Source organism: Rhizobium sp. P28RR-XV (assembly GCF_012641385.1).
Lineage (GTDB): Bacteria > Pseudomonadota > Alphaproteobacteria > Rhizobiales > Rhizobiaceae > Rhizobium.
Genome location: NZ_JABAIG010000003.1, coordinates 1 through 18,247, shown reverse-complemented (window position 1 = coordinate 18,247; position 18,247 = coordinate 1). Strand labels below are relative to the sequence as shown.

At 56.5% G+C, this 18,247-nt stretch carries 15 protein-coding genes and 1 pseudogene; 12 read left to right on the top strand and 4 right to left on the bottom strand.

Translation table 11 applies throughout. From position 1 onward, the window contains the following. Positions 1 to 37: 37 nt before the first annotated feature. A complete protein-coding gene (locus HGP12_RS06980) occupies positions 38 to 1,834 on the bottom strand; it encodes a SecDF P1 head subdomain-containing protein (RefSeq protein WP_168839623.1) in 1,797 nt (598 codons plus the stop codon). A 217-nt stretch (positions 1,835 to 2,051) separates the two neighbouring features. Here HGP12_RS06980 and HGP12_RS06975 point away from each other — a divergent pair, with 217 nt between their 5' ends. The 4 genes from HGP12_RS06975 (at position 2,052) to HGP12_RS06965 (ending at position 5,592) form a co-directional block, all read left to right on the top strand. Then, positions 2,052 to 2,423 carry a hypothetical protein gene (locus HGP12_RS06975; protein ID WP_168839624.1) on the top strand — a complete coding sequence of 124 codons (372 nt, stop codon included), beginning with the start codon at positions 2,052 to 2,054 and terminating at the stop codon, positions 2,421 to 2,423. 73 nt (positions 2,424 to 2,496) lie between these two features. Next, complete coding sequence (locus tag HGP12_RS06970) at positions 2,497 to 3,681, top strand: 2-isopropylmalate synthase (RefSeq protein ID WP_168839625.1); 1,185 nt, start codon at positions 2,497 to 2,499, stop codon at positions 3,679 to 3,681. Between the two features lie 136 nt (positions 3,682 to 3,817). Next, positions 3,818 to 4,126 (top strand): hypothetical protein, encoded by a 309-nt coding sequence (locus HGP12_RS33930; RefSeq protein ID WP_246703275.1) that lies wholly within the window; start codon positions 3,818 to 3,820, stop codon positions 4,124 to 4,126. Next, positions 4,120 to 5,592 (top strand): thiamine pyrophosphate-dependent enzyme, encoded by a 1,473-nt coding sequence (locus tag HGP12_RS06965; RefSeq protein WP_409526822.1) that lies wholly within the window; start codon positions 4,120 to 4,122, stop codon positions 5,590 to 5,592. Before HGP12_RS33930 ends, HGP12_RS06965 begins: the two co-directional genes overlap by 7 nt. 211 nt (positions 5,593 to 5,803) lie before the next feature. Here HGP12_RS06965 and HGP12_RS06960 read toward each other — a convergent pair whose 3' ends face one another. Then, a complete protein-coding gene (locus tag HGP12_RS06960; protein WP_168839626.1) occupies positions 5,804 to 6,673 on the bottom strand; it encodes an SDR family oxidoreductase in 870 nt (289 codons plus the stop codon). Between the two features lie 106 nt (positions 6,674 to 6,779). On the opposite strand from HGP12_RS06960, the gene HGP12_RS06955 reads away from it, so the two are divergent. Continuing rightward, positions 6,780 to 7,676 carry a LysR family transcriptional regulator gene (locus tag HGP12_RS06955; protein WP_168839627.1) on the top strand — a complete coding sequence of 299 codons (897 nt, stop codon included), beginning with the start codon at positions 6,780 to 6,782 and terminating at the stop codon, positions 7,674 to 7,676. A 210-nt stretch (positions 7,677 to 7,886) separates the two neighbouring features. Here the strand turns inward: HGP12_RS06955 and serA are convergent, their stop codons facing one another. Then, positions 7,887 to 9,125 (bottom strand): phosphoglycerate dehydrogenase, encoded by a 1,239-nt coding sequence (gene serA / locus HGP12_RS06950; RefSeq protein ID WP_168839628.1) that lies wholly within the window; start codon positions 9,123 to 9,125, stop codon positions 7,887 to 7,889. Between the two features lie 764 nt (positions 9,126 to 9,889). Here serA and HGP12_RS33925 point away from each other — a divergent pair. From HGP12_RS33925 to HGP12_RS06915, 7 genes are all read left to right on the top strand, one after another. After that, entirely contained in the window at positions 9,890 to 10,720 is an 831-nt protein-coding gene (locus HGP12_RS33925) for an HD-GYP domain-containing protein (RefSeq protein WP_312862857.1), read from the top strand. A gap of 498 nt (positions 10,721 to 11,218) precedes the next feature. Then, entirely contained in the window at positions 11,219 to 12,922 is a 1,704-nt protein-coding gene (locus HGP12_RS06940) for a bifunctional diguanylate cyclase/phosphodiesterase (protein WP_168839629.1), read from the top strand. 41 nt (positions 12,923 to 12,963) lie between these two features. Then, entirely contained in the window at positions 12,964 to 13,473 is a 510-nt protein-coding gene (locus tag HGP12_RS06935; protein ID WP_168839630.1) for a ubiquinone biosynthesis methyltransferase UbiE, read from the top strand. Continuing rightward, positions 13,470 to 14,645 (top strand): class I SAM-dependent methyltransferase, encoded by a 1,176-nt coding sequence (locus HGP12_RS06930; protein WP_168878693.1) that lies wholly within the window; start codon positions 13,470 to 13,472, stop codon positions 14,643 to 14,645. Before HGP12_RS06935 ends, HGP12_RS06930 begins: the two co-directional genes overlap by 4 nt. Then, complete coding sequence (locus tag HGP12_RS06925) at positions 14,642 to 17,002, top strand: SpoIIE family protein phosphatase (RefSeq protein WP_168839632.1); 2,361 nt, start codon at positions 14,642 to 14,644, stop codon at positions 17,000 to 17,002. Before HGP12_RS06930 ends, HGP12_RS06925 begins: the two co-directional genes overlap by 4 nt. A gap of 4 nt (positions 17,003 to 17,006) precedes the next feature. Then, positions 17,007 to 17,561, top strand: coding sequence for a slr1658 superfamily regulator (locus HGP12_RS06920; RefSeq protein WP_168839633.1), 555 nt, complete (start codon positions 17,007 to 17,009; stop codon positions 17,559 to 17,561). Positions 17,562 to 17,579: 18 nt separating this feature from the next. Continuing rightward, on the top strand, positions 17,580 to 17,918 hold the full coding sequence (locus HGP12_RS06915) for a slr1659 superfamily regulator (protein ID WP_168839634.1): 339 nt from the start codon (positions 17,580 to 17,582) through the stop codon (positions 17,916 to 17,918). A 146-nt stretch (positions 17,919 to 18,064) separates the two neighbouring features. Here the strand turns inward: HGP12_RS06915 and HGP12_RS06910 are convergent. Next, a pseudogene (locus tag HGP12_RS06910) lies at positions 18,065 to 18,247 on the bottom strand (IS5/IS1182 family transposase); the annotation flags it as partial.

Sequence of the window (18,247 nt, the reverse complement as noted above, 5' to 3'; positions counted from 1 at the left end):
CGGTGATCAGACATCGGAAGAAATCCACATTGCAAGATTATGGCGCCAACTGCACGGTGATCGTGGCGTCGGAAGACGACAATTGCTGCTCGATTTTCTGAGCTTGCGCTGAATCAAGGCCGCCGATGGTGACGCTGCCGCCCATAATCGGCTCCCTTACGACCGGCTCGAAGATGACTTTTCCATCCACCAGCAGCTGTGTCTTTTGCCCGAGAGCTGCACGAGTGAAATCCCCGAAGACCTTGGCGCTTTCCGGCGTCAACACGATTTCCACTGCAGGTCCGAAAGAAACGGGGTCGACCAAGGTTTTGGCACTCGCGATCTTGAGCGAGATCGGCGCAATGTCCTTGGTTTTATCGGCGGAGGTTTTGTCGCCGTCATCTTGGTTGGGAGAGGGAATGGAATTAGCTTCGGTCTCCGTACCATACTGACGCAGATCGATTGACGCTTGCGCATTGTTTTTGGGTAACGGCTCGACGCGTTGGCCTGACAAGGTGTTGGCATTCCATCCATGCGGTGCAGGCAGAACAGGTGGCTGATCCTCACGCCACATATGCGTAGCCACGGTAATCTTCACACCGCCAACAGCTGCGATTGTGCTTTCCAGAACCTCGATCGTCGAGCCATCGCGCGTGGAAATCACATAGGTTACGGTCCGCGACTTCCCGGCGCTTCTGGCCTCCGCCAATTGCGCATCGGTCAGTTGTTTCGCCCGCTCGCCGAAATTTGCTATCATGCCCTCGATCGAAGATTGCTGAGATTGCAGGAGAGTAACCGGATCGTAGATTACGTTCGCGCTGAACGTGGCTGTTTGCGCGGCGTTATCGGAGGCCTCGAGTTTCCAGACGGTGGTTGTCGGAACGAGAGTACCCTTCAGCTCTTCATTTCCTGCAACGGTCCATTCCTGTCCAATATCCGTTGTGAAAGCTTGGGAAGACTGCCCAAGGGCAACGGTCATGCTTTCCGGCGCAAGAACGTCGATAACCGCGAGAGGATCAGTTTTGACGGTCTGGAGCATGCGAGAGGCTGCGCTATCTGGCACCACGGCACCACCTGGCGCTTGCGTGGCTAGGAGCCTTTCCATATTGGCAACGATCTGATCGGCGCCGACAAGCGCCGTCGGCGCCCCGCCCAGATCTGCCTCGAATTCCAACTGCTCAACACCGTAGGCGGCAAGCGAGTTCCGAAACATGGCGTTCATTGGATAGGAATCCGCGGCGCCCGTCGCGTCCGGTGGGATATCGGCGGAAAGCCTCCATCTCATCCGCATCCCCTTGTCATCCCGCGACAAGACGGTTGCCGATTGACGAAAATCGCCACGCATGACAACGGAAGATGCTTCCGGCTTGTCGAACCAAAGCGACATGTCGGTTTCGGTCGTCTTTTGAACGCGATAGTGGCGCTCAGTCCCAACGACTGGTTGATAGGGAGGAACGGTAACGCTTTCTGCCGCCCGCGCAGGGCTGACAGCGATCATCCATTGGGCTACCAGCGCCGCAGCAACAAGGATGGGAGACATCGGATTGATATTACGACGTGTTGTGTTCGTGCGAATTTGCATACAGCGCTTCCAGTCGATAGTCTGTGCAACATCTGACACGTCGATTTCGTGCTGTCTATTGCCAATGATAAGATGAAATCTCTCGCGGATTTTCGGCAACTCTTGGACGATCCCTGATTCTGATTGTAGATGACAGATTGCTGCCATGATACAGCTTTTAGGAACCGATCGATCGTTACTGCTGCTTCTGCCTGAAACAGTGGCGCCGACACCATTTGCAACCACAGACTGCTTCGACCAACGAATGGCTTTGAGTTCATGCCGGTCGTACAAACAGGTGCGCGCTGTCCCAACCCGCTCGCGAACCGAGGCAGGCGCTGCCCTCGCCATATCATTGAGATACCAGCTGTCAGAAGTCAGTGTGGCAAAGCGGCTACAGCTGACGCTGGCTAAGCAGAAAACCGTAATTTTCTAAACATAGTGCATAGTTTTCTAAAATACCGCCATCACGAATGCAGCCATCCTCGCCATAGTAACCATTCGGTGCGCTATGGACACTCAATTCTCAGGTTTTGAAATCTTTGCTCCGAAAATCGATGCGGCCTGGGCTGCCTTGCATCGACAATATGCCAGCCACCTGACCGGCACGGAAATCGACCATCTATTTGCCTGCAGCGCCCTGGTGGGAACGAAGCTCCCTTCCGATCGCGCGCCCATATTGCATCCGTTCCGGAGCCGACGCAGCTATCGGGCGGGATGGCCGAGCAGCGCGAAAGCCAAGCCATCGGCATGGGGCGCATACTTCAGGAAATGCACAATTTTGCAAAGCCAGGGCCAAACTGAATCAGACCTGACAGGACTTGCATCACGTGATGGATTTCGTCGCTGGCATGAATGCGCCCGAAGCGTCGATCATCGCTGACTTGCGCGCAATGCATACAGCTAACCCTTACGAATTCGGCAATGCCGATGTTTCAATCGATCGGGAGAGTCGCATGAACACTGAAAAGATCATTATCTTTGACACCACCTTGCGGGACGGCGAGCAAAGCCCCGGCATCAACCTTGACACCGGTGAAAAGGTCGAGATCGCGCTTATGCTCGAAGGGCTGAAGGTCGACGTGATCGAGGCCGGCTTTGCCGTCTCCAGTCCCGGCGAATTCGATGCGATCAAAGCCGTAGCGCGCGTCGTCAAGGACAGTACGATTTGCGGCCTGAGCCGCGCGGTTGAGCGCGACATCGACCTGACGGCGGAGGCGGTTTCCGGCGCGGCGTCGTCTCGTATCCACATCGTGCTGGCGACCTCGCCCATTCACATGAAATACAAGTTGCAAATGACACCGGAAAACGTGCTCGAACATGCTGTTCGCGCGGTGGCTCACGCGCGACGCTATTCCGAGGATATCGAGTTTTCCTGCGAGGACGCGAGCCGGTCGGAGCCGGAGTTTCTCGCCCGCTTTGTGGAACAGGTGATCAGAGCCGGTGCGACCACGGTCAGCCTGCCTGATACGGTCGGCTACGCCACGCCGTACGAATACGGCAAGCTATTCACCTATCTGCGCAATGTCGTACCGAATGCTGACAAGGCAGTGTTTTCAGCGCATTGTCACAATGATCTGGGCATGGCTGTTTCCAACTCGCTCGAAGCGACCCGGCAGGGCGCGCGCCAGATCGAATGCACGATCAACGGCATTGGCGAGCGAGCCGGCAATGCGTCGCTCGAGGAGATCGTCATGGCACTGCATACACGGGAGGATTTCTTCCGATGCCAGACGTCGGTCGAAACCCGCCGCTTGACCGCTGCCTCCCGGCTCGTCTCGGAGATCACCGGTTTCGTTGTGCAGCCTAACAAGGCGATCGTCGGCAAGAATGCCTTCTCGCACCAATCCGGCATTCACCAGGATGGCATGTTGAAGAATCCGTTGACCTATCAGATCATGACGGCGGCGGAGGTCGGCGCCGACGAGTATCGGCTGGTGCTCGGAAAGAATTCGGGTCGTAACGGTTTTCGCATGTGCATGCGCTCGCTGGGCGTCGAGTTCGGCTCCGATGCCGATCTCGATCTTGCTTTCTCCCGCTTCAAGCACATCGCCGACCAAAAGGCATCGCTTTGCGATGAGGATCTTCTGGCGACGGTTGCGGGTATGGAAGCGCTCTCCCAGGAAAAACGCATCGCATAATTCTGCTTCCAGAACATGTAATCGGGATCGGCCGTGTGTCGGCACCGCGCTTCCTAAGGGCCTGACCGGTCTGGGGAAGCGCACGTCAATACTTCGCAGAATTCAGGAACGAAGCTCATAGCCAAGAGGCGCGCAAATGACGGTGAATCTTGCAGTCGAAACGGGAGACGATGTTCGGGTAGTCAAGCCGAAAACAGGGTATGAATTCCTGATCGATACGCTTGCGACCTGGCATGTGCGCCACTATGCCGGCGTCACCGGCGGAGGGGTCATCCATTTGCTCAAACATCTCGAGCCGATGGTCCTCCCCGACGAGAGGGCCGAACTCCCGGTTTTTTCAATATTGGAGAGTACGTCGCGGGCTTCATTCCTCTGGGATACTATCTGGCGAGCGGGAAAATCAGTGCAGCCATCGCAACGACGGGAGCCGCAACGCGGTTGCTGACCTGTGGCCTGAGTGATGCGAAATTGCACAATATTCCCGCAATCTATCTCATTCCTCTCAGTCCGGCAGATACGCGATACCGTGCACCGCTGCAGGACACGAGCCCGGAGGGTGCCGGTGTCGTGGCTCAGTTGAAGGCCGAGCTACCCTCAGGCACATTCGTCTTGGACGATCCAGACCATCTCGTAGAACAACTTGAGCAGGCTCGCAAACATCTCGATCAGGGCTCGCCCGTCGCACTTCTGATGCCACCGGAGGCACTTGGAAAGATGGTGTCTGAGCCGGTCCATACGTTTTGGCACGGTGACTACGCCCATAAACCGAACAAGATCGACCAGGAGTCGCTCGGCCATTTCGTGGCCGAATTCCCGCGGCAATCGGCTGGGCGTCGGGTGATTGTGCTCGCTGGGGAAGAGGCGGCCATGTATCCGAATATGCCTCTACTCACCACACGTTTGTGCAAAGCATTACAGGCACCAATTGTCTGGAGCATAAACGGGGCGAATGCGGTGGCGCGCAACAATAGCTTCGGTTTCGGCTATCTGGGCTTCGGCGGTAACGATCGCGCAATGCAGCTCTGGAGAAGCCTCGGTCCTGACGATATTGTCATTACCCTCGGGTTTTGCCCTGACGAATATACTCTTAATTTTTCAGAGATACCGGCCCATACGACTTGGAATTTTACCAATCTGACCGCCCCATACGGCGGCGTTGGGGGTGAGTTTCGGCATCGTGTGCGCGGGGAATATTTCGATGTTCGAGGGCCAATCGATCTGGTTCTGAGCGAGGCGATCGGCCGGCTCGAGGATATCAGACCGCCGCGACCCCCGGCACCGGCTTTTGTGGCTGATCTCAATGACCGCGAGATCATGCCACCACGCACCGGGACAATCGATATCGCCCGATTTTATCAGGAGCTCGATCGTCTATGGCTGCCGGGAAGCATTGCATTCGATGATGTGTGCCTTGCCTACAAAGATCGTCAGTATGTCACGCAGCGCCCGCATCCGAACGTCCGCTTCCATTCGCTTTATCGCGGTTCGGCAATGGGCGGAGCTTTCGGCACGGCAATCGGCGCAAAGCTTGCAAAACCGGACGCGACGGTCTTCGCTTTTACGGGCGATGGATGCTTCCGGTTGATTGCTGGTTGCCTGGCCGAAGCGCGATCATTGGGAATTGTCCTGTTCGTGCTGGACAACGGCGCACTCGGCATCATGGTGCAGGGCCTGCCCGTGGTCATTCCCGACTATTCATCCTCCCGCTACCACAGCGATCTACACCGCATCGACTTTGGATCGATGGCGCGCGCATGCGGCTGGTCAAGCCGCAAGCTGATGCCGGATCTGAGCAATCTGGCCGAGATCATGCGCGAAAGCTACAGCGCTGGTCACTCATCCATCTTGGTTGAAGTGCCCGTCGATGCGGAGCAGGTGGTGGGACAAAATCCGCGGGCTAACAACCTGTAGCGCTGCCCTCCTTCATACACGGCCTGGTCGACGATCAGGCGGCCAGTCGCTCTCAGGATGAGTATCCTTGCGGGGTTGGCTGGAGAGCTTTGATGGGTAAGCGCAGTCATGGCTTTCTTCCGCGTGAAGGGCAGGGCGCCTCCTCAAGAGGTCGCCCTGTTTGGGGTTCTGGTGAATATCGGAGCCCGGCCGTCATGAGGTTGACCTGGCATCAGGATCTGGAGGCGGTCTCGGTTGCGAAATGGCGATAGGAGTGCAGCGGACGGCCGAGAAGTTTCGTCAGGCGCTCGACGTCGCCGGTCTCCGGGATCATGCCGTCGCTGACATAGCGCTCGGCCATCAAGCGCATCTCGTACGCCATCCACTTTGGCATGAAGGTTGCGAGATTCTGCTCGAACCCGCTGGGGTCATCGCCGCCATAGGCGACCGGGCGTCCCAGGACATCAGACCAGATCGCCGCAACGTCTGATCCTGTCAGCGTATCGGGGCCGACCAGATTGATCGTTTCGATCGGCAGCTTGCCGGACGCCTGATCCCGACGGATCAGCTCAATGGCTGCGACTTCACCAATGTCGCTGGCGTCGACCATGGCGACGCCCTTGCCGCCGATCGGCATCGGATAGACACCGTGGTTGAAGATGACGTCCTTGATCATGAGTTCGTTGTCGATGAAGTAGGACGGACGCAGGATCGTAGCGCTGAAGTCCATCTGCTCGATCATCCGCTCGGCCCCGGACTTCACCGCGAAGTGTGGAACGTTGACGAAGCGGTCGGCGTGGATGACCGACAGATAGACGACCCGATCGACGCCTGACTCGCGTGCGATGTTCAGAGCGATGATTGCCTGGGTGAACTCGTCCCCCGTGACCGCATTGAGGAGGAACAGGGTGCTGATGCCGGTGAACGCTTTGCGCAACGCTTCGATGTCGAGGAGCTCGCCCTGCGCGACTTCCACGCCGGCCGGGAACTCGGCCTTTGAGGGGTCGCGAGTGAGGACGCGCACGCTTGCGCTACGCTTGACGAGTTGGTCGACCACATGGCGGCCGACACGGCCGGTGGCACCTGTAACGAGAATGGTCATGATATTTTCTCCGGGTTGGGTTGCTTGACATCCGGAATATGATCGGCCCATCAAAGGGCCACCAGATGCCGATTTTGGACAGACCGTCTCACAGGTGAAACAGATCATGGATCTTCTTGCTCTTGCTGATTTCAATCTCGTCGCTCGTCATGGTGGCTTCGGCAAAGCGGCGCGCGCCACCGGCCGGCCGAAAGCGACCTTGTCGCGACGTGTCGCGGAATTGGAAAGCAGCCTCGACCTGCGCCTGTTTGAGCGGGGAGCCCGCAACCTGAAGCTTACGGAGGAAGGACGGGCACTGTTCGAGCGGACAGGCGTTTTGCTTGCCGAGCTGGATGAAACTGCCTCGGCGATTGCGTCCGGCAGCGACAAGCCGAAGGGGCGATTGCGGATCAGCGCGCCCTTGTTGTTCTCTCAGACTGCGATGGGCAAAATTGCAGCCGGGTTTGCCCTCAAGTATCCGGAGGTGAGGCTGGAAGTAACCACCGAGGACCGGGCAGTCGATATGATCGAGGAAGGCTATGATCTGGTCATCCGGGTCAATCCGAATCCAGATGAGACACTGGTTGGGCGAATTTTTCTGCGCGATCGGCTGGTTGTCGTGGCTAGTCCCGATCTTCTCCTGCCGACGGGCGATCTTCCCGTGCCGGGTGTCCTGCGGGGAGCAAGCGACCGGCAGACATGGGAGGTCAGGACCGCCGATGGCCGGCCGACAATCAACATCGAGCCCGTCCTCACGTTGTCGTCGCTTATCATGGTCCGGGATGCAGTGAGGGCAGGCGTGGGAGCGGGACGTCTTCCCGTTTCACTGGTAAGCCACGATCTCGCCGACGGCACACTCGTCCAATGGGGCGAGATCGACGGACCCGACATTGCTTTGTGGGCACTGTATCCTTCGCGGCGGTTGCTCGGTGCGCGCGTCTCGGCGTTTCTCGATTTTCTGAAAGAAGCTTTCCCTCAAGGGACGCCTGACGAGCTTGCGGCTTATATCGGCAAAGGACGCTAGAGCCTGAAAATTCGTACTTGCCTAGAAGGACCTTCGCACGCCGCCATAGGCGATCAAGACATCATGCGATTGACTTCCGGACGATCATTTTATCAGGCAAAATGACCGTTTCGGCTTCCATGATTCCGACAATCGTTCCGATGAACTCTCCACCAGTTCGGCGATAAAACTACGCGAGAACACTTGGGGAATGGCGATTTCCTGCTGCTGTCAGTAAACCAATCGAGCTCGTATCGTTCCTGGGAGCTGGCGAAGCGCGTCAAGTATATCATTGGCTCTCTGGCCAACGCCTTCGACTTCAATGACCACATAACCCGTTTCGCCGTACGTCTGCAGGAACTCGCCGACGATATTCAGTCCGCGCGACGAAAAAATCGTATTCAGACTGTTCAGAATGCCCGGGCGGTTTTCATGAACATGGATGAAGCGCGTGCCGTTTGGCCGCGGCGGCAGTTGAACCTGGGGAAAATTGACCGCGCCCAGCGTCGAGCCGACATCGGAATACTCGACAAGCTTCCTGGAGACTTCCCTTCCAATGCGCTCCTGGGCTTCTTCGGTCGATCCGCCGATATGCGGCGTCAGAATAACGTTATCCAAACCCTGCAGCGGCGTTTCGAAGCGTTCCTTGTTGGATGCGGGCTCCCTCGGGAACACGTCCACGGCCGCGCCCGCGAGATGTCCTTCTTTCAAAGCCTTGGCAAGCGCTTCAAGATCGACCACCGTGCCACGGGAATTGTTGATGAAAAAGGCTCCCTTTTTCATTCTGCGCAGCTCGGCCTCGGTGATCATGTTTTGCGTCGAACTGGTCTCCGGAACATGCATCGTCACGAAGTCCGAGATTTCGAGAAGCTCACCGAGCGAAGCCATGGATTCCGAATTGCCGTGGCGAAGCTTGTCCGAAGGATCAAAATAGCGAACGTTCATACCCATGCTTTCCGCAAGAACGCTGAGCTGAGAACCGATGTTGCCGTAGCCCACGATGCCCAGCGTTTTCCCGCGCGTCTCACGACTGCCTTCGGCGGATTTGTCCCATCCGCCGACATGAGCGGAAGCCGAACGCGGGAAAATCCGCCTGGTCAGCATGATGATCTCACCGATCACGAGCTCGGCGACCGAGCGCGTATTCGAATAAGGAGCGTTGAACACGGGAATCCCGCGTCGGCGGGCTGCATCCAGATCGACCTGATTTGTCCCCACGGAAAAACAGCCGACGGCCATCAGCTTCTTGGCGGAGCTGAAAATTTCCTCCGTAAGCTGTGTGCGTGAACGAATTCCGACAATATGGGCTTCGGCTATATGACTTTTGAGATCCTTGTCATCCAGGGCCTTGGGCAAATGTATGAGATTGACGTAGCCGGACGACGAAAAGTAGTCCACCGCGCTCTGGCTGATGCCTTCCAACAGAAGGACGGAAATCCGATCACGAGGGAGAGAAAGTTGTCCGGTCATTGAATTACCTTCGATTCTCGAATTCTATCTGGCAGGCTTGCTCGTCCGCCAAAAGCTTGCAGCCATGGTCACGTGACTTAGCGACCATCCAATGGACAGTGCAAGAACAAACTCAATTTCGTCGGCGGACATGAGGCTCTGTTGCAGAAATTCAGCATAGTCATGAAAACATCCGTTGGCAGATGGCGCGGTACCGTCTTTCCAGAGGGCATCATGCCAAGTGCTTTCCGCGCGCGAGCGGCGGAAAGTGGATGAGACGCTAGCGGACCTCACCGCTTCCAATAAACTCGGCATTCTAGATGGATTGGTGATGAAGCAGCAAATGGCTCCGCGAATTTCGAAGCGGGTTCCCGATCGAGTTGCACAAAATTCGTCGGTTAATTTCAGGATCTATCAGATTGCAAGGTATATTTTCAAGTTTATATTCGTTATTTCTCACTAAGATTTCAAAAATCAATAGTATTAAAATATATAACCATCGATTGAATTTAGAAGCAGATCGATGATTTCAGTCATATTGAATGATATATCTCAAATTTTGGCGCGACATTAGAGATAATTGTTGTTAGAATCAATCGATTCTCGGCTTGTTGCTCGCGAATAATAGTTATTGACGCATTCAGTATTTTTACGGCTGGCAGGCAATTCCAGTGATAGAGAAAGTCGGATTACATCAGCTGAATACGAAAAACTTCGCAGGAGAGCGAGAATGCTCTGCGGATGAGGTTTTCAGCGGGATTGACCATTTCCCAAGGCCATCTCGCGTGGATATCAAGCCGACAGTATGGATTGACGCAAGGCAAGATGCGGATAGTGGCGCGGATGTTCTAAGGCCGATGAGGTCAACCGCTCTTGGAAACGATGCCGACTTCAAATCACCCTACCGAGCAGAGCAGGTCAGGCTGGCCAAGCGGCTGATCAAAGAAGCAATACCGGACGTTCGACATCTTTTTAACCGGGCGCGGCGTTGCCGCGACATCCGGTATGATTCTGCCGGCAGAGTGATAGGAAAGCTTATGTCGCGGTCCTCGGTCGAGGTTGTCGCATTAATCGGTGCCGAAAAACCCGAAAGCGGTCAGGAGGGAACTCTTCTTCATTCGTTGGCCGTGAGCGCATCGATGATTGCATTCGGCCGGAGTTTGGCATTGAACGAAGATGCGGTGAGCCTTCTCGGTTTCGGCGGGTTGCTACACGACATCGGAAAAATGGCTTTGTCGCCTAAGCTTCTGGAGAGATCTGGCCCGCTGGACACCGCCGAGTTCGCGCTTATCCGGAAACATCCGGAATTGGGCCACGAGATGCTCAGGCAAATCGAGGATATACCGAAAGCCGTTCTGGACGTTTGTCTCTATCACCATGAGAGGTTCGATGGCTCCGGCTATCCATACGGGCTTGTCGGAGCCGAAATCCCTGAGGTCGCACGCATCGCTGCAATCTGCGATGTGTATGACGCTCTTACGACCATAAGGCCATATAAGACGGCATGGTCCCCCCGCGAAGCAATCGATGCGATGCTCAGGTCAACCGGACAGTTCGACCCCGTGCTGTTGGACGCGTTCGTGTCATGGATAGTGCGCCACGACGTCACCCAATAGATCAGAGGATCGCAGACAGGCAGTGTTGCGTCCGCTATCATTCGCTCGGTAAAGCGCGCGACCCGCCTCGCGTAGGATTTCCAATCAAAGCACCGAAACAATCGCAGAGCGACGATCCAGCCGCGCTGCAATATCGCCAGGGACAGAGCCGAATCGGCGATCGTGGCGATGAATTTCGGTAAGTATACGAGACGGGTCGACGGACCTGTCCTGTGAAAAAATCTACAACCAAGGCAATATTTCATGCAATAGCGCAACTATTCTGTACACGGCAACGAAACAGGCCGATACCGCTAGCCATCCTTTTAATTGGATATGTCATAGCAATCATTGCTAAATATGAAGGTCTCGTAATATATTCGCTTAAAGCGGTTGCGACTTGCGCCCGTACGCTCGATGAGACTGCGATTGTTAATTCGCATACTCCGATGTGAACGGATCAGTTCAAACTGGACAATGGCCGGATTTTATGTGGCCGGCTTGGGAGGACGAGGCCATATGCCCGAGAACCGAGTGGATCGGCCGCAGCGAATTCCATATGAGTCCGAATCCGACAACGGTTTAGAGGCTATGATTTCGCTTTGGGATCTCGATCTCAAACTGCTTGATTCCTCCAAGAGATTTAAAGAGCATATCGGTCTTCTGTCCCGGAACGAGGTAACATTGTGGGAGGCCTATCCGGCACTTGCAAAACCGGCGCTTGCCAAGCTCATTCGTCAGGTAATCGCTACCAGCGAGCCCCGCGCGATCCAGCTTGACGATCCGAGGCGGGGAAAATGCAACTTCCTCTTCTCCTATATCCGAGTGGGACTTCTGGTTGTCGAAACCAACGGAGCAGCCACGAATGGGAGCCCGCCGTCCGAAGACAATGAAAAAGCGCGGCTCATCCATCAGGCAACGCACGATGTCCTGACCGGATTACCCAATCGCCGCCAATTCAGCGCGGCACTGGCACAACTGCTTCCGGCGAGCGGCAAGACCGGGCCGGTGCTGATGCAGCTCGACCTCGATGACTTCAAGCCCGTCAACGATACACTTGGCCACGGCGCCGGCGACATCGTGCTGAAACTCGCCGCTGAAAGAATCAAGGAAGCGCTCGGCCGGGACGGAACGGTCTACCGTCTCGCCGGCGATGAATTCGCCATTATCCAGATCGGCCCGCAGCGGGTCTTCGAGGCAGCAAAACTGGCGGACGCACTGGTTGCGGAATTCAAGAAGCCGTTCACGGTCAACGGCATCTCTCTCTTCGTCGGCGTCAGTGTGGGGGTCGCAATTGCGCCGCGCGACGGCAATGAGGGGGAACAGCTGATGAAGGCTGCCGATGTCGCCCTTTATGCCGCCAAGAAAGAGGGACGACGGCGAGCGCGGACTTTCGATCCGGCCATGCTGATCGTGGTCGAACAAAGGGAGCTGTTGCGGCGCAGCCTGCGCGTGGCGCTGCAGCGCGACGAGTTCTTCATCGAATATCAGCCGCTGGTGGAGCCTCCGTCCAATGTGGTCGGCTTCGAGGGACTGCTGCGCTGGCGGCATCCGACCCTCGGAATCATTCCGCCGGCGGCATTCATTCCCATGGCCGAAGCCGATGGTCTCATGCGCGAAATCGGTCAGTGGATGCTGGAAGAAGCCTGCCGCGAAGCCCTCGCATGGCCGGCGCACTATACGCTTGCGGTCAACCTTTCTCCGGCGGAGTTCCTGACGCCCGGCCTGACCGATCGTATCTCTCAAACGCTCGATATCGTCGGATTTCCGGCCGAGCGCCTGGAGCTGGAAATCACCGAAGGCGTGCTTCTCGAGCGGACGACCAACAATCTGGACACGCTGAACACGCTTAACGTACTTGGCATTCAGATTTCCCTCGATGATTTCGGCACGGAATATTCTTCGCTCAGCTATCTCAAGAACTTTCCCTTCGATACGATCAAGATCGATCGCTATTTCATCAGGGATCTTGTGCAGGACACCAAAAGCCAAACCATTGTGCGCTCCGTGATCGGCCTCGCCCACGGTCTGGACATGCGGGTGACCGCCGAGGGTGTCGAAACGCAGCAGCAGGCCGCCTGGCTCCAGGAGGAGGGCTGCGACCGCTTGCAGGGCTACTCCATCAGTCCCCCGCTCGCCGCCGACAAGCTTGATGATTTCATAAGGCGGGGTACCCGCACTCAGCCGGCCGCGACACTCGACGAATTTCGCGCCAGTCCATGAGTTTCTGAAGCACATTTCATTCGGGAATTTCTTGAAGGGGTATGATGGAGGTGCAAGTGGACGCGGCTTTCAAGCCATTGCTTGAACTGGAGATGGAGATGGCGACCCTGGTGGCAGATTGGTCGCATTGCGACCAATGCGCCGCTTATGTGGCCCGCATGGTGAGCCACGATCGCCACGATCCCATCCGTCATGCCAATCTGCTTTCGGCGGCCCTGAACGAGCTCTTCGAGATGTCGTTCCACACCAGGGAGAGCGACGGCGGTCTTACTTGCCGCTTCTACCGAAACGGCTCAACCGAACGGATCGAATTGACCTTTCCCTGCTCCGCCGAGCAACGCAAGTCATATGAGACAATCGTCGAGCGCATTGGAGACGGGCAGGCGCTTGCAAACTATCTCGATGTCATCACCGATGACGCCGCGCGTGCCGAGCATGCAATCCTTCTTGGCCTAGCAGTGAATTACGACGCCAACATCGAACTGTCCGGTCTGGGTACTGGAATGATGACTTTCGTGGTGGATCTCGCGCTCGAAAGGCTACTCAATTGAGCAACAACTCCTCGGGCCGCTTCACGGCGCAATTCGATGCCAACAACCAGGAATTCTCCCTATCGGGAGTCCTTAGGCCGCATTCGGTCGCGGAGCTTGCCGATGATCTCGCTCTGCTGCGCAACGGCATCGAGACGGTGAACGGCGTCTGCTACATCAATCTGAAGCGCGTCGCCCACATGAACAATACCGCGTTCCGCGCCCTGACGCATGTACTCCTCGATGCCACGCGGTCCAGGCCGGATCTCAAGCTGACTGTTATCGCTTCGAGCGTCGTTGCATGGTCGTCGCGACTGTTTCGCCATTTGAGCGATCTGTCACCGAACATCATCGTCGAGATCTACGATTCCGCCTTCTACCCGGGCCAGACATTCGTAGAGAGCCAGAGCTTCATACCGATCCTGCGGACCCAGACAAAAATGACCTGGCGGCACGAGCGCGAGATACTGCCGCGGCACGGCCTTCGCGAGGGTTTGCATATCGCCGACATCTGCTGCGGCATCGGCGATTTCGCCATGCTGTTGCGAAAGGATTTCAAGCCGGCGCGAATCGTTGCTCTCGACCATTCGGTGCCCAGCCTGGAATATGCCCGCAAGGTCGCAGCCGACTTCGACGTCCAGGACATCGAATATACCTATGGCGATGCATCCCAGATGCTGTTCGACAGCGATCAGTTCGATTTCGTGACCTGCAGGCACTCACTGCAGATCTTCGACCGTCCGGATGTTCTGCTTCGGGAGCTCTATCGCATATGCAAGCCGGGTGGCAGGGTCTACATCACCAACGAGAAGAACTCCCATTGTCTTGGAGAACCCAGAGCTGACAGCATCCAATGGACCTATAACGAGGTCGCAAAGCTGTTCGCTCACTTCGATATGGATGTCGAAATGGGTCCCAAGGGCCGCCGCATGCTGCTGGATGCTGGCTTCAAGGATGTGCGGATGGAAAGCTTCATGGTTACCAATCTCGATGGTGATCCACAGGATTTCGCCGACATCATCACCGCATGGCAGAATGTCTATGCAGATGAAATGGCGGTCAGAAGGGGGGATTCGGCCGCATTCATCGAGCGATTCAAGCAAGGTTTCGCCGATCATATTTTTGCCGCGCTCCATCCAAGAGGCTATGCCGGCTGGCCGATCTGGGCTTCTTCGGGACAGAAACCGCTATGACAGATAGGCCAATTGCCAAGCAACGGCTCGGACTGCGCTCATTTCGCGCCAAATTTCTGCTCGTCGTTGGCGGAGCTGTTCTTTTCGATCTGCTCGTCAGCGGCGGCCTTGCGCTGTGGAACGTGCAGCGCCTTTCGCGCAACGCCACGACGGAAGTGGGACAGGGTCTGGAGAAGGCGAGCCAGAATTATATTCGCTCCTATGCGGATTCGACCGCCGCCGAGGTCGGTTTGCTGATCGACCAGGTCCATTCCGACGTAAAGGCGCTGGCAGGCGTGCTTCAGGGACAGATCGACAACCCGGCAAGAAGTGGGAGCGTAGGTAGCGCCATAGCCAAGTCTTCTCCCGACGCAGTCACGGTGGCATATGACGCTGCCGGCGGATGGGCGCAAAATCCTCCCGGCACGCCTTCTGTCGTCAGCGTCTGGGGTTATCTGCTCGACAAAGACCATCGACCGCTGCCGCAGGTGCAGGCTGATATCGAATGGAGTGCCGTGCTTAATCTCGTGGCGCCGTCGCTGCTGCTGAATGGCGCATCGAAATTACAGATGTACTATATTGGTCCGAGAGAGCGGCCCGTATTCCGGACTGCGCCCTATACCACGCAAGCGCAGACTTTCGACAAACTCTATCCCGGGCATAACAACGCGGACTTCTGGACCTTCTTCTTTCCAGGGCTCTACGAATCCTGGCAGCAATGGGCCGCCGACCCCTCGTCGAGGCCCGTCGCCGATTACATTACCCAGACCGCTCCTTATACTGATGCCATCACCGGCAAGCTGATCGTCAGTTTTTTCCATCCGCTCTGGACGGCGGATCGACATCATGTGGCCGGTGCCGCAGGCGCCGATATTACTCTGACGCAGCTTGCTGAAATCGTTGAGCACGTCAAAGTCGCCCAGACCGGCTTCGGTTTCCTTGCCATGTCGAATGGAAACGTTGTCGCAATCAATCCTGTGGGCGAGAAAGTCATCGGCTTGCGTGCCGCCAACGATGCTGCCGCCAAGGGTGTTACCGGCGTCGATCGATCGCTACGCCATAGCGCGCAAACGGCCATCACCAAGCTGCCGCTCGATGCCGATGGTGCGATCCAGCATATCTCCCTCAGCGAAAAGGGAGAGGACGTACCCTATCTCGTGGTTGTCAAGCAGTTGCGCCCGACCAATCTTTGGGTGGATGGACCGGTCCAACGCGAGGTCATGTCGCTCGGGATCGTGGTGCCCGAGCGTGAGATCTATGCTTCGCTCATTGCCGCCAAGGATGAGATATCGCGGGCGACCAACCGCATCCTGCTCTATCAGATCATGGCGGTCCTGGTGTCCCTGCTGATCGTCACGGCGGCGGTGTTTGCTGCCTCGAAGCGCGTCACCAGCGGCATCAGCGCGCTGGCGAGCGCCGCCAAACGCATACAGGCGAAGGATTATTCGGTCAGGGTCGATATCTCGACCAGGGACGAAGTGGCGGATGCCGGCATCGCATTCAACCGGATGGCGGAGGATATCAGCTTCCACACCGAAAACCTCGAAAAGCTCGTTTCGGACCGAACCCAGGAGATCGAGGCGGCCAAGGAAGAGATTTCAACCCTCAACAGCCAATTGAAGAACGAAAACCTGCGGCTGGGTGCGGAGCTCAATGTCGCCAGGCGGATCCAGCTCATGGTCCTGCCGCGGGCCAAGGAGCTGACGGCGATCAAGCATCTGGAGATAGCCGCATATATGCGCCCGGCCGATGAAGTCGGCGGCGACTATTATGATGTTCTGGAGAACGGAAACAACCTGAAGATCGGCATCGGCGACGTGACCGGCCACGGGCTGGAGAGCGGTGTGCTGATGCTGATGGTGCAATCGATCGCCCGCGCCTTGCAGGAGGCGGGCGAGATGGACCCGGCAAAATTCCTGACCGATCTCAACCGTACAATCTTTAAGAACATCGAACGGACACAGACGGACAAGCATATTACCTTGTCGTTCCTCGACTATGACGGCGAGAGATTGACGATATCCGGTCAGCACGAAGACATGATCATTATTCGCCAGGACGGAAAGGTGGAGCGGATAGACACAGGCGATCTCGGTCTTCCGGTTGGCCTTGAGCCTGACATAGCTCCCTTTATCGATACGCGGCAAGTGCCCTTCGAGAAAGGCGACATGGTTGTCCTACATACCGACGGCGTCACTGAAGCGGAGAATTCAAAGGGCGAGCTGTTCGGCTTCGATAGGCTTTTGGAGGACGCCCGCCGCCTGCACGGCGGCACCGCGGAAGAAGTCATCGAGGGCATACTCGATGATTTGATGACCTATATCGGAACCCACAAGATCCATGACGATATTACCCTTGTGGTGATGCGGCACAGGTGAGGAGATGACAACAGCAACTTTCGGCAAGGAACATCTGGTCTCGTTCGACCTCGCCAATGCCCTTCGCATTCGCCTGTTCGACGGTCCGCTTCATCTGGCATGGCGCCATTCGGCCATGACATCCGACTTTATCGCGGAGACGATGGCGCTCGGTTTCCGCGCTTCCGAGCGCCAATACAAGACGGTGCGGCACGATATCGGTTACCTGACCAACGAGCTTATCGAAAATTCCATCAAGTTCCGCGCCTCGGGAGAAATCCTTATCGAGGCTCTGCTGGATACCCATCATTTCAGGATGCGGATCGTGAACCTGATCGACCGCGAAGCGACTGCCCGCTTCCAGCAACTATTGCAGAAGGTAACGGCCGGCGATCCCGGCGATCTCCTTATAGAGCAGATTGAGGCAAGTGTCCTTGCAGGCGACAATGCGTCCGGGTTAGGACTGTTGACGTTGATGAGCGACTACCAGGTTCAATTGGCCTGGCATTTCGATGAGCATGGTCCGCACAAGCGGATCGAGCTGCAAACCTATGCCGCGATGGCGATTTCATCGGCGTGAACCCGCAAGAGGCCCTTTATGGAAATCAAAGAAGAAGCATTCCGCGTCTGGTCCGAAGGCAGTATCTTGTATTTTGACGGGACCATGCGCCTGGCGGGTCCCGATGCCTATGCGCCGGTCTATGATCTGGCCAGGGATGTCCTCCATGGAGGCGGCGGCAAAGCGACTTTCGATCTGACCGGCCTACAGTTTTTGAACTCATCCGGCATCAATCTGCTTGCCAAACTGACCATCGAGGCTCGCAAGCATCCGAATATTCACCTCACCATATGCGGCTCGTCGCAAATCCCCTGGCAGATGAAATCCCTGCCAAATCTCAAGAAGCTCCACCCCCATGTGGATTTGCGCTTGACGTAACAATGTCACGTTCATTTCGGCACGACCGTCGCTGACAAGGAGGCGAAAGGCATTGGCTAAGAACGCTCGTTCTTTGCGTATCCTTGCGCACGCACTGCTCCAATCAGAAGCGAGGATTCAACTCCCGCCCTAGGAAGTGTGGACAGTTATCTGATCCATAGGACGATTGCTGCGATAGTGACGACTGCGAGGTAGTTTTCGACGGTTTTTTCGAAGCGCGTAGCGACCCTGCGGAACTGCTTGCGTCTCGAGAAGCAGCACTCGATCAGGTGGCGCTGGGCGTAGAGATGCTTGTCCAGCGGGTATTTTTGGGCGCGGGAAGGATTGTT

What these genes read in the sequence shown, in the direction of transcription:
- HGP12_RS06915 (WP_168839634.1), top strand. Translation starts at nt 17,580, where the DNA reads ATGGAAATCAAAGAAGAAGCATTCCGCGTCTGGTCCGAAGGCAGTATC.
- HGP12_RS06960 (WP_168839626.1), bottom strand. Translation starts at nt 6,673, where the DNA reads ATGACCATTCTCGTTACAGGTGCCACCGGCCGTGTCGGCCGCCATGTG.
- HGP12_RS06955 (WP_168839627.1), top strand. Translation starts at nt 6,780, where the DNA reads ATGGATCTTCTTGCTCTTGCTGATTTCAATCTCGTCGCTCGTCATGGT.
- HGP12_RS06925 (WP_168839632.1), top strand. Translation starts at nt 14,642, where the DNA reads ATGACAGATAGGCCAATTGCCAAGCAACGGCTCGGACTGCGCTCATTT.
- HGP12_RS33930 (WP_246703275.1), top strand. Translation starts at nt 3,818, where the DNA reads ATGACGGTGAATCTTGCAGTCGAAACGGGAGACGATGTTCGGGTAGTC.
- HGP12_RS06975 (WP_168839624.1), top strand. Translation starts at nt 2,052, where the DNA reads ATGGACACTCAATTCTCAGGTTTTGAAATCTTTGCTCCGAAAATCGAT.
- HGP12_RS06935 (WP_168839630.1), top strand. Translation starts at nt 12,964, where the DNA reads ATGATGGAGGTGCAAGTGGACGCGGCTTTCAAGCCATTGCTTGAACTG.
- HGP12_RS06940 (WP_168839629.1), top strand. Translation starts at nt 11,219, where the DNA reads ATGCCCGAGAACCGAGTGGATCGGCCGCAGCGAATTCCATATGAGTCC.
- HGP12_RS06970 (WP_168839625.1), top strand. Translation starts at nt 2,497, where the DNA reads ATGAACACTGAAAAGATCATTATCTTTGACACCACCTTGCGGGACGGC.
- serA (WP_168839628.1), bottom strand. Translation starts at nt 9,125, where the DNA reads ATGACCGGACAACTTTCTCTCCCTCGTGATCGGATTTCCGTCCTTCTG.
- HGP12_RS06920 (WP_168839633.1), top strand. Translation starts at nt 17,007, where the DNA reads ATGACAACAGCAACTTTCGGCAAGGAACATCTGGTCTCGTTCGACCTC.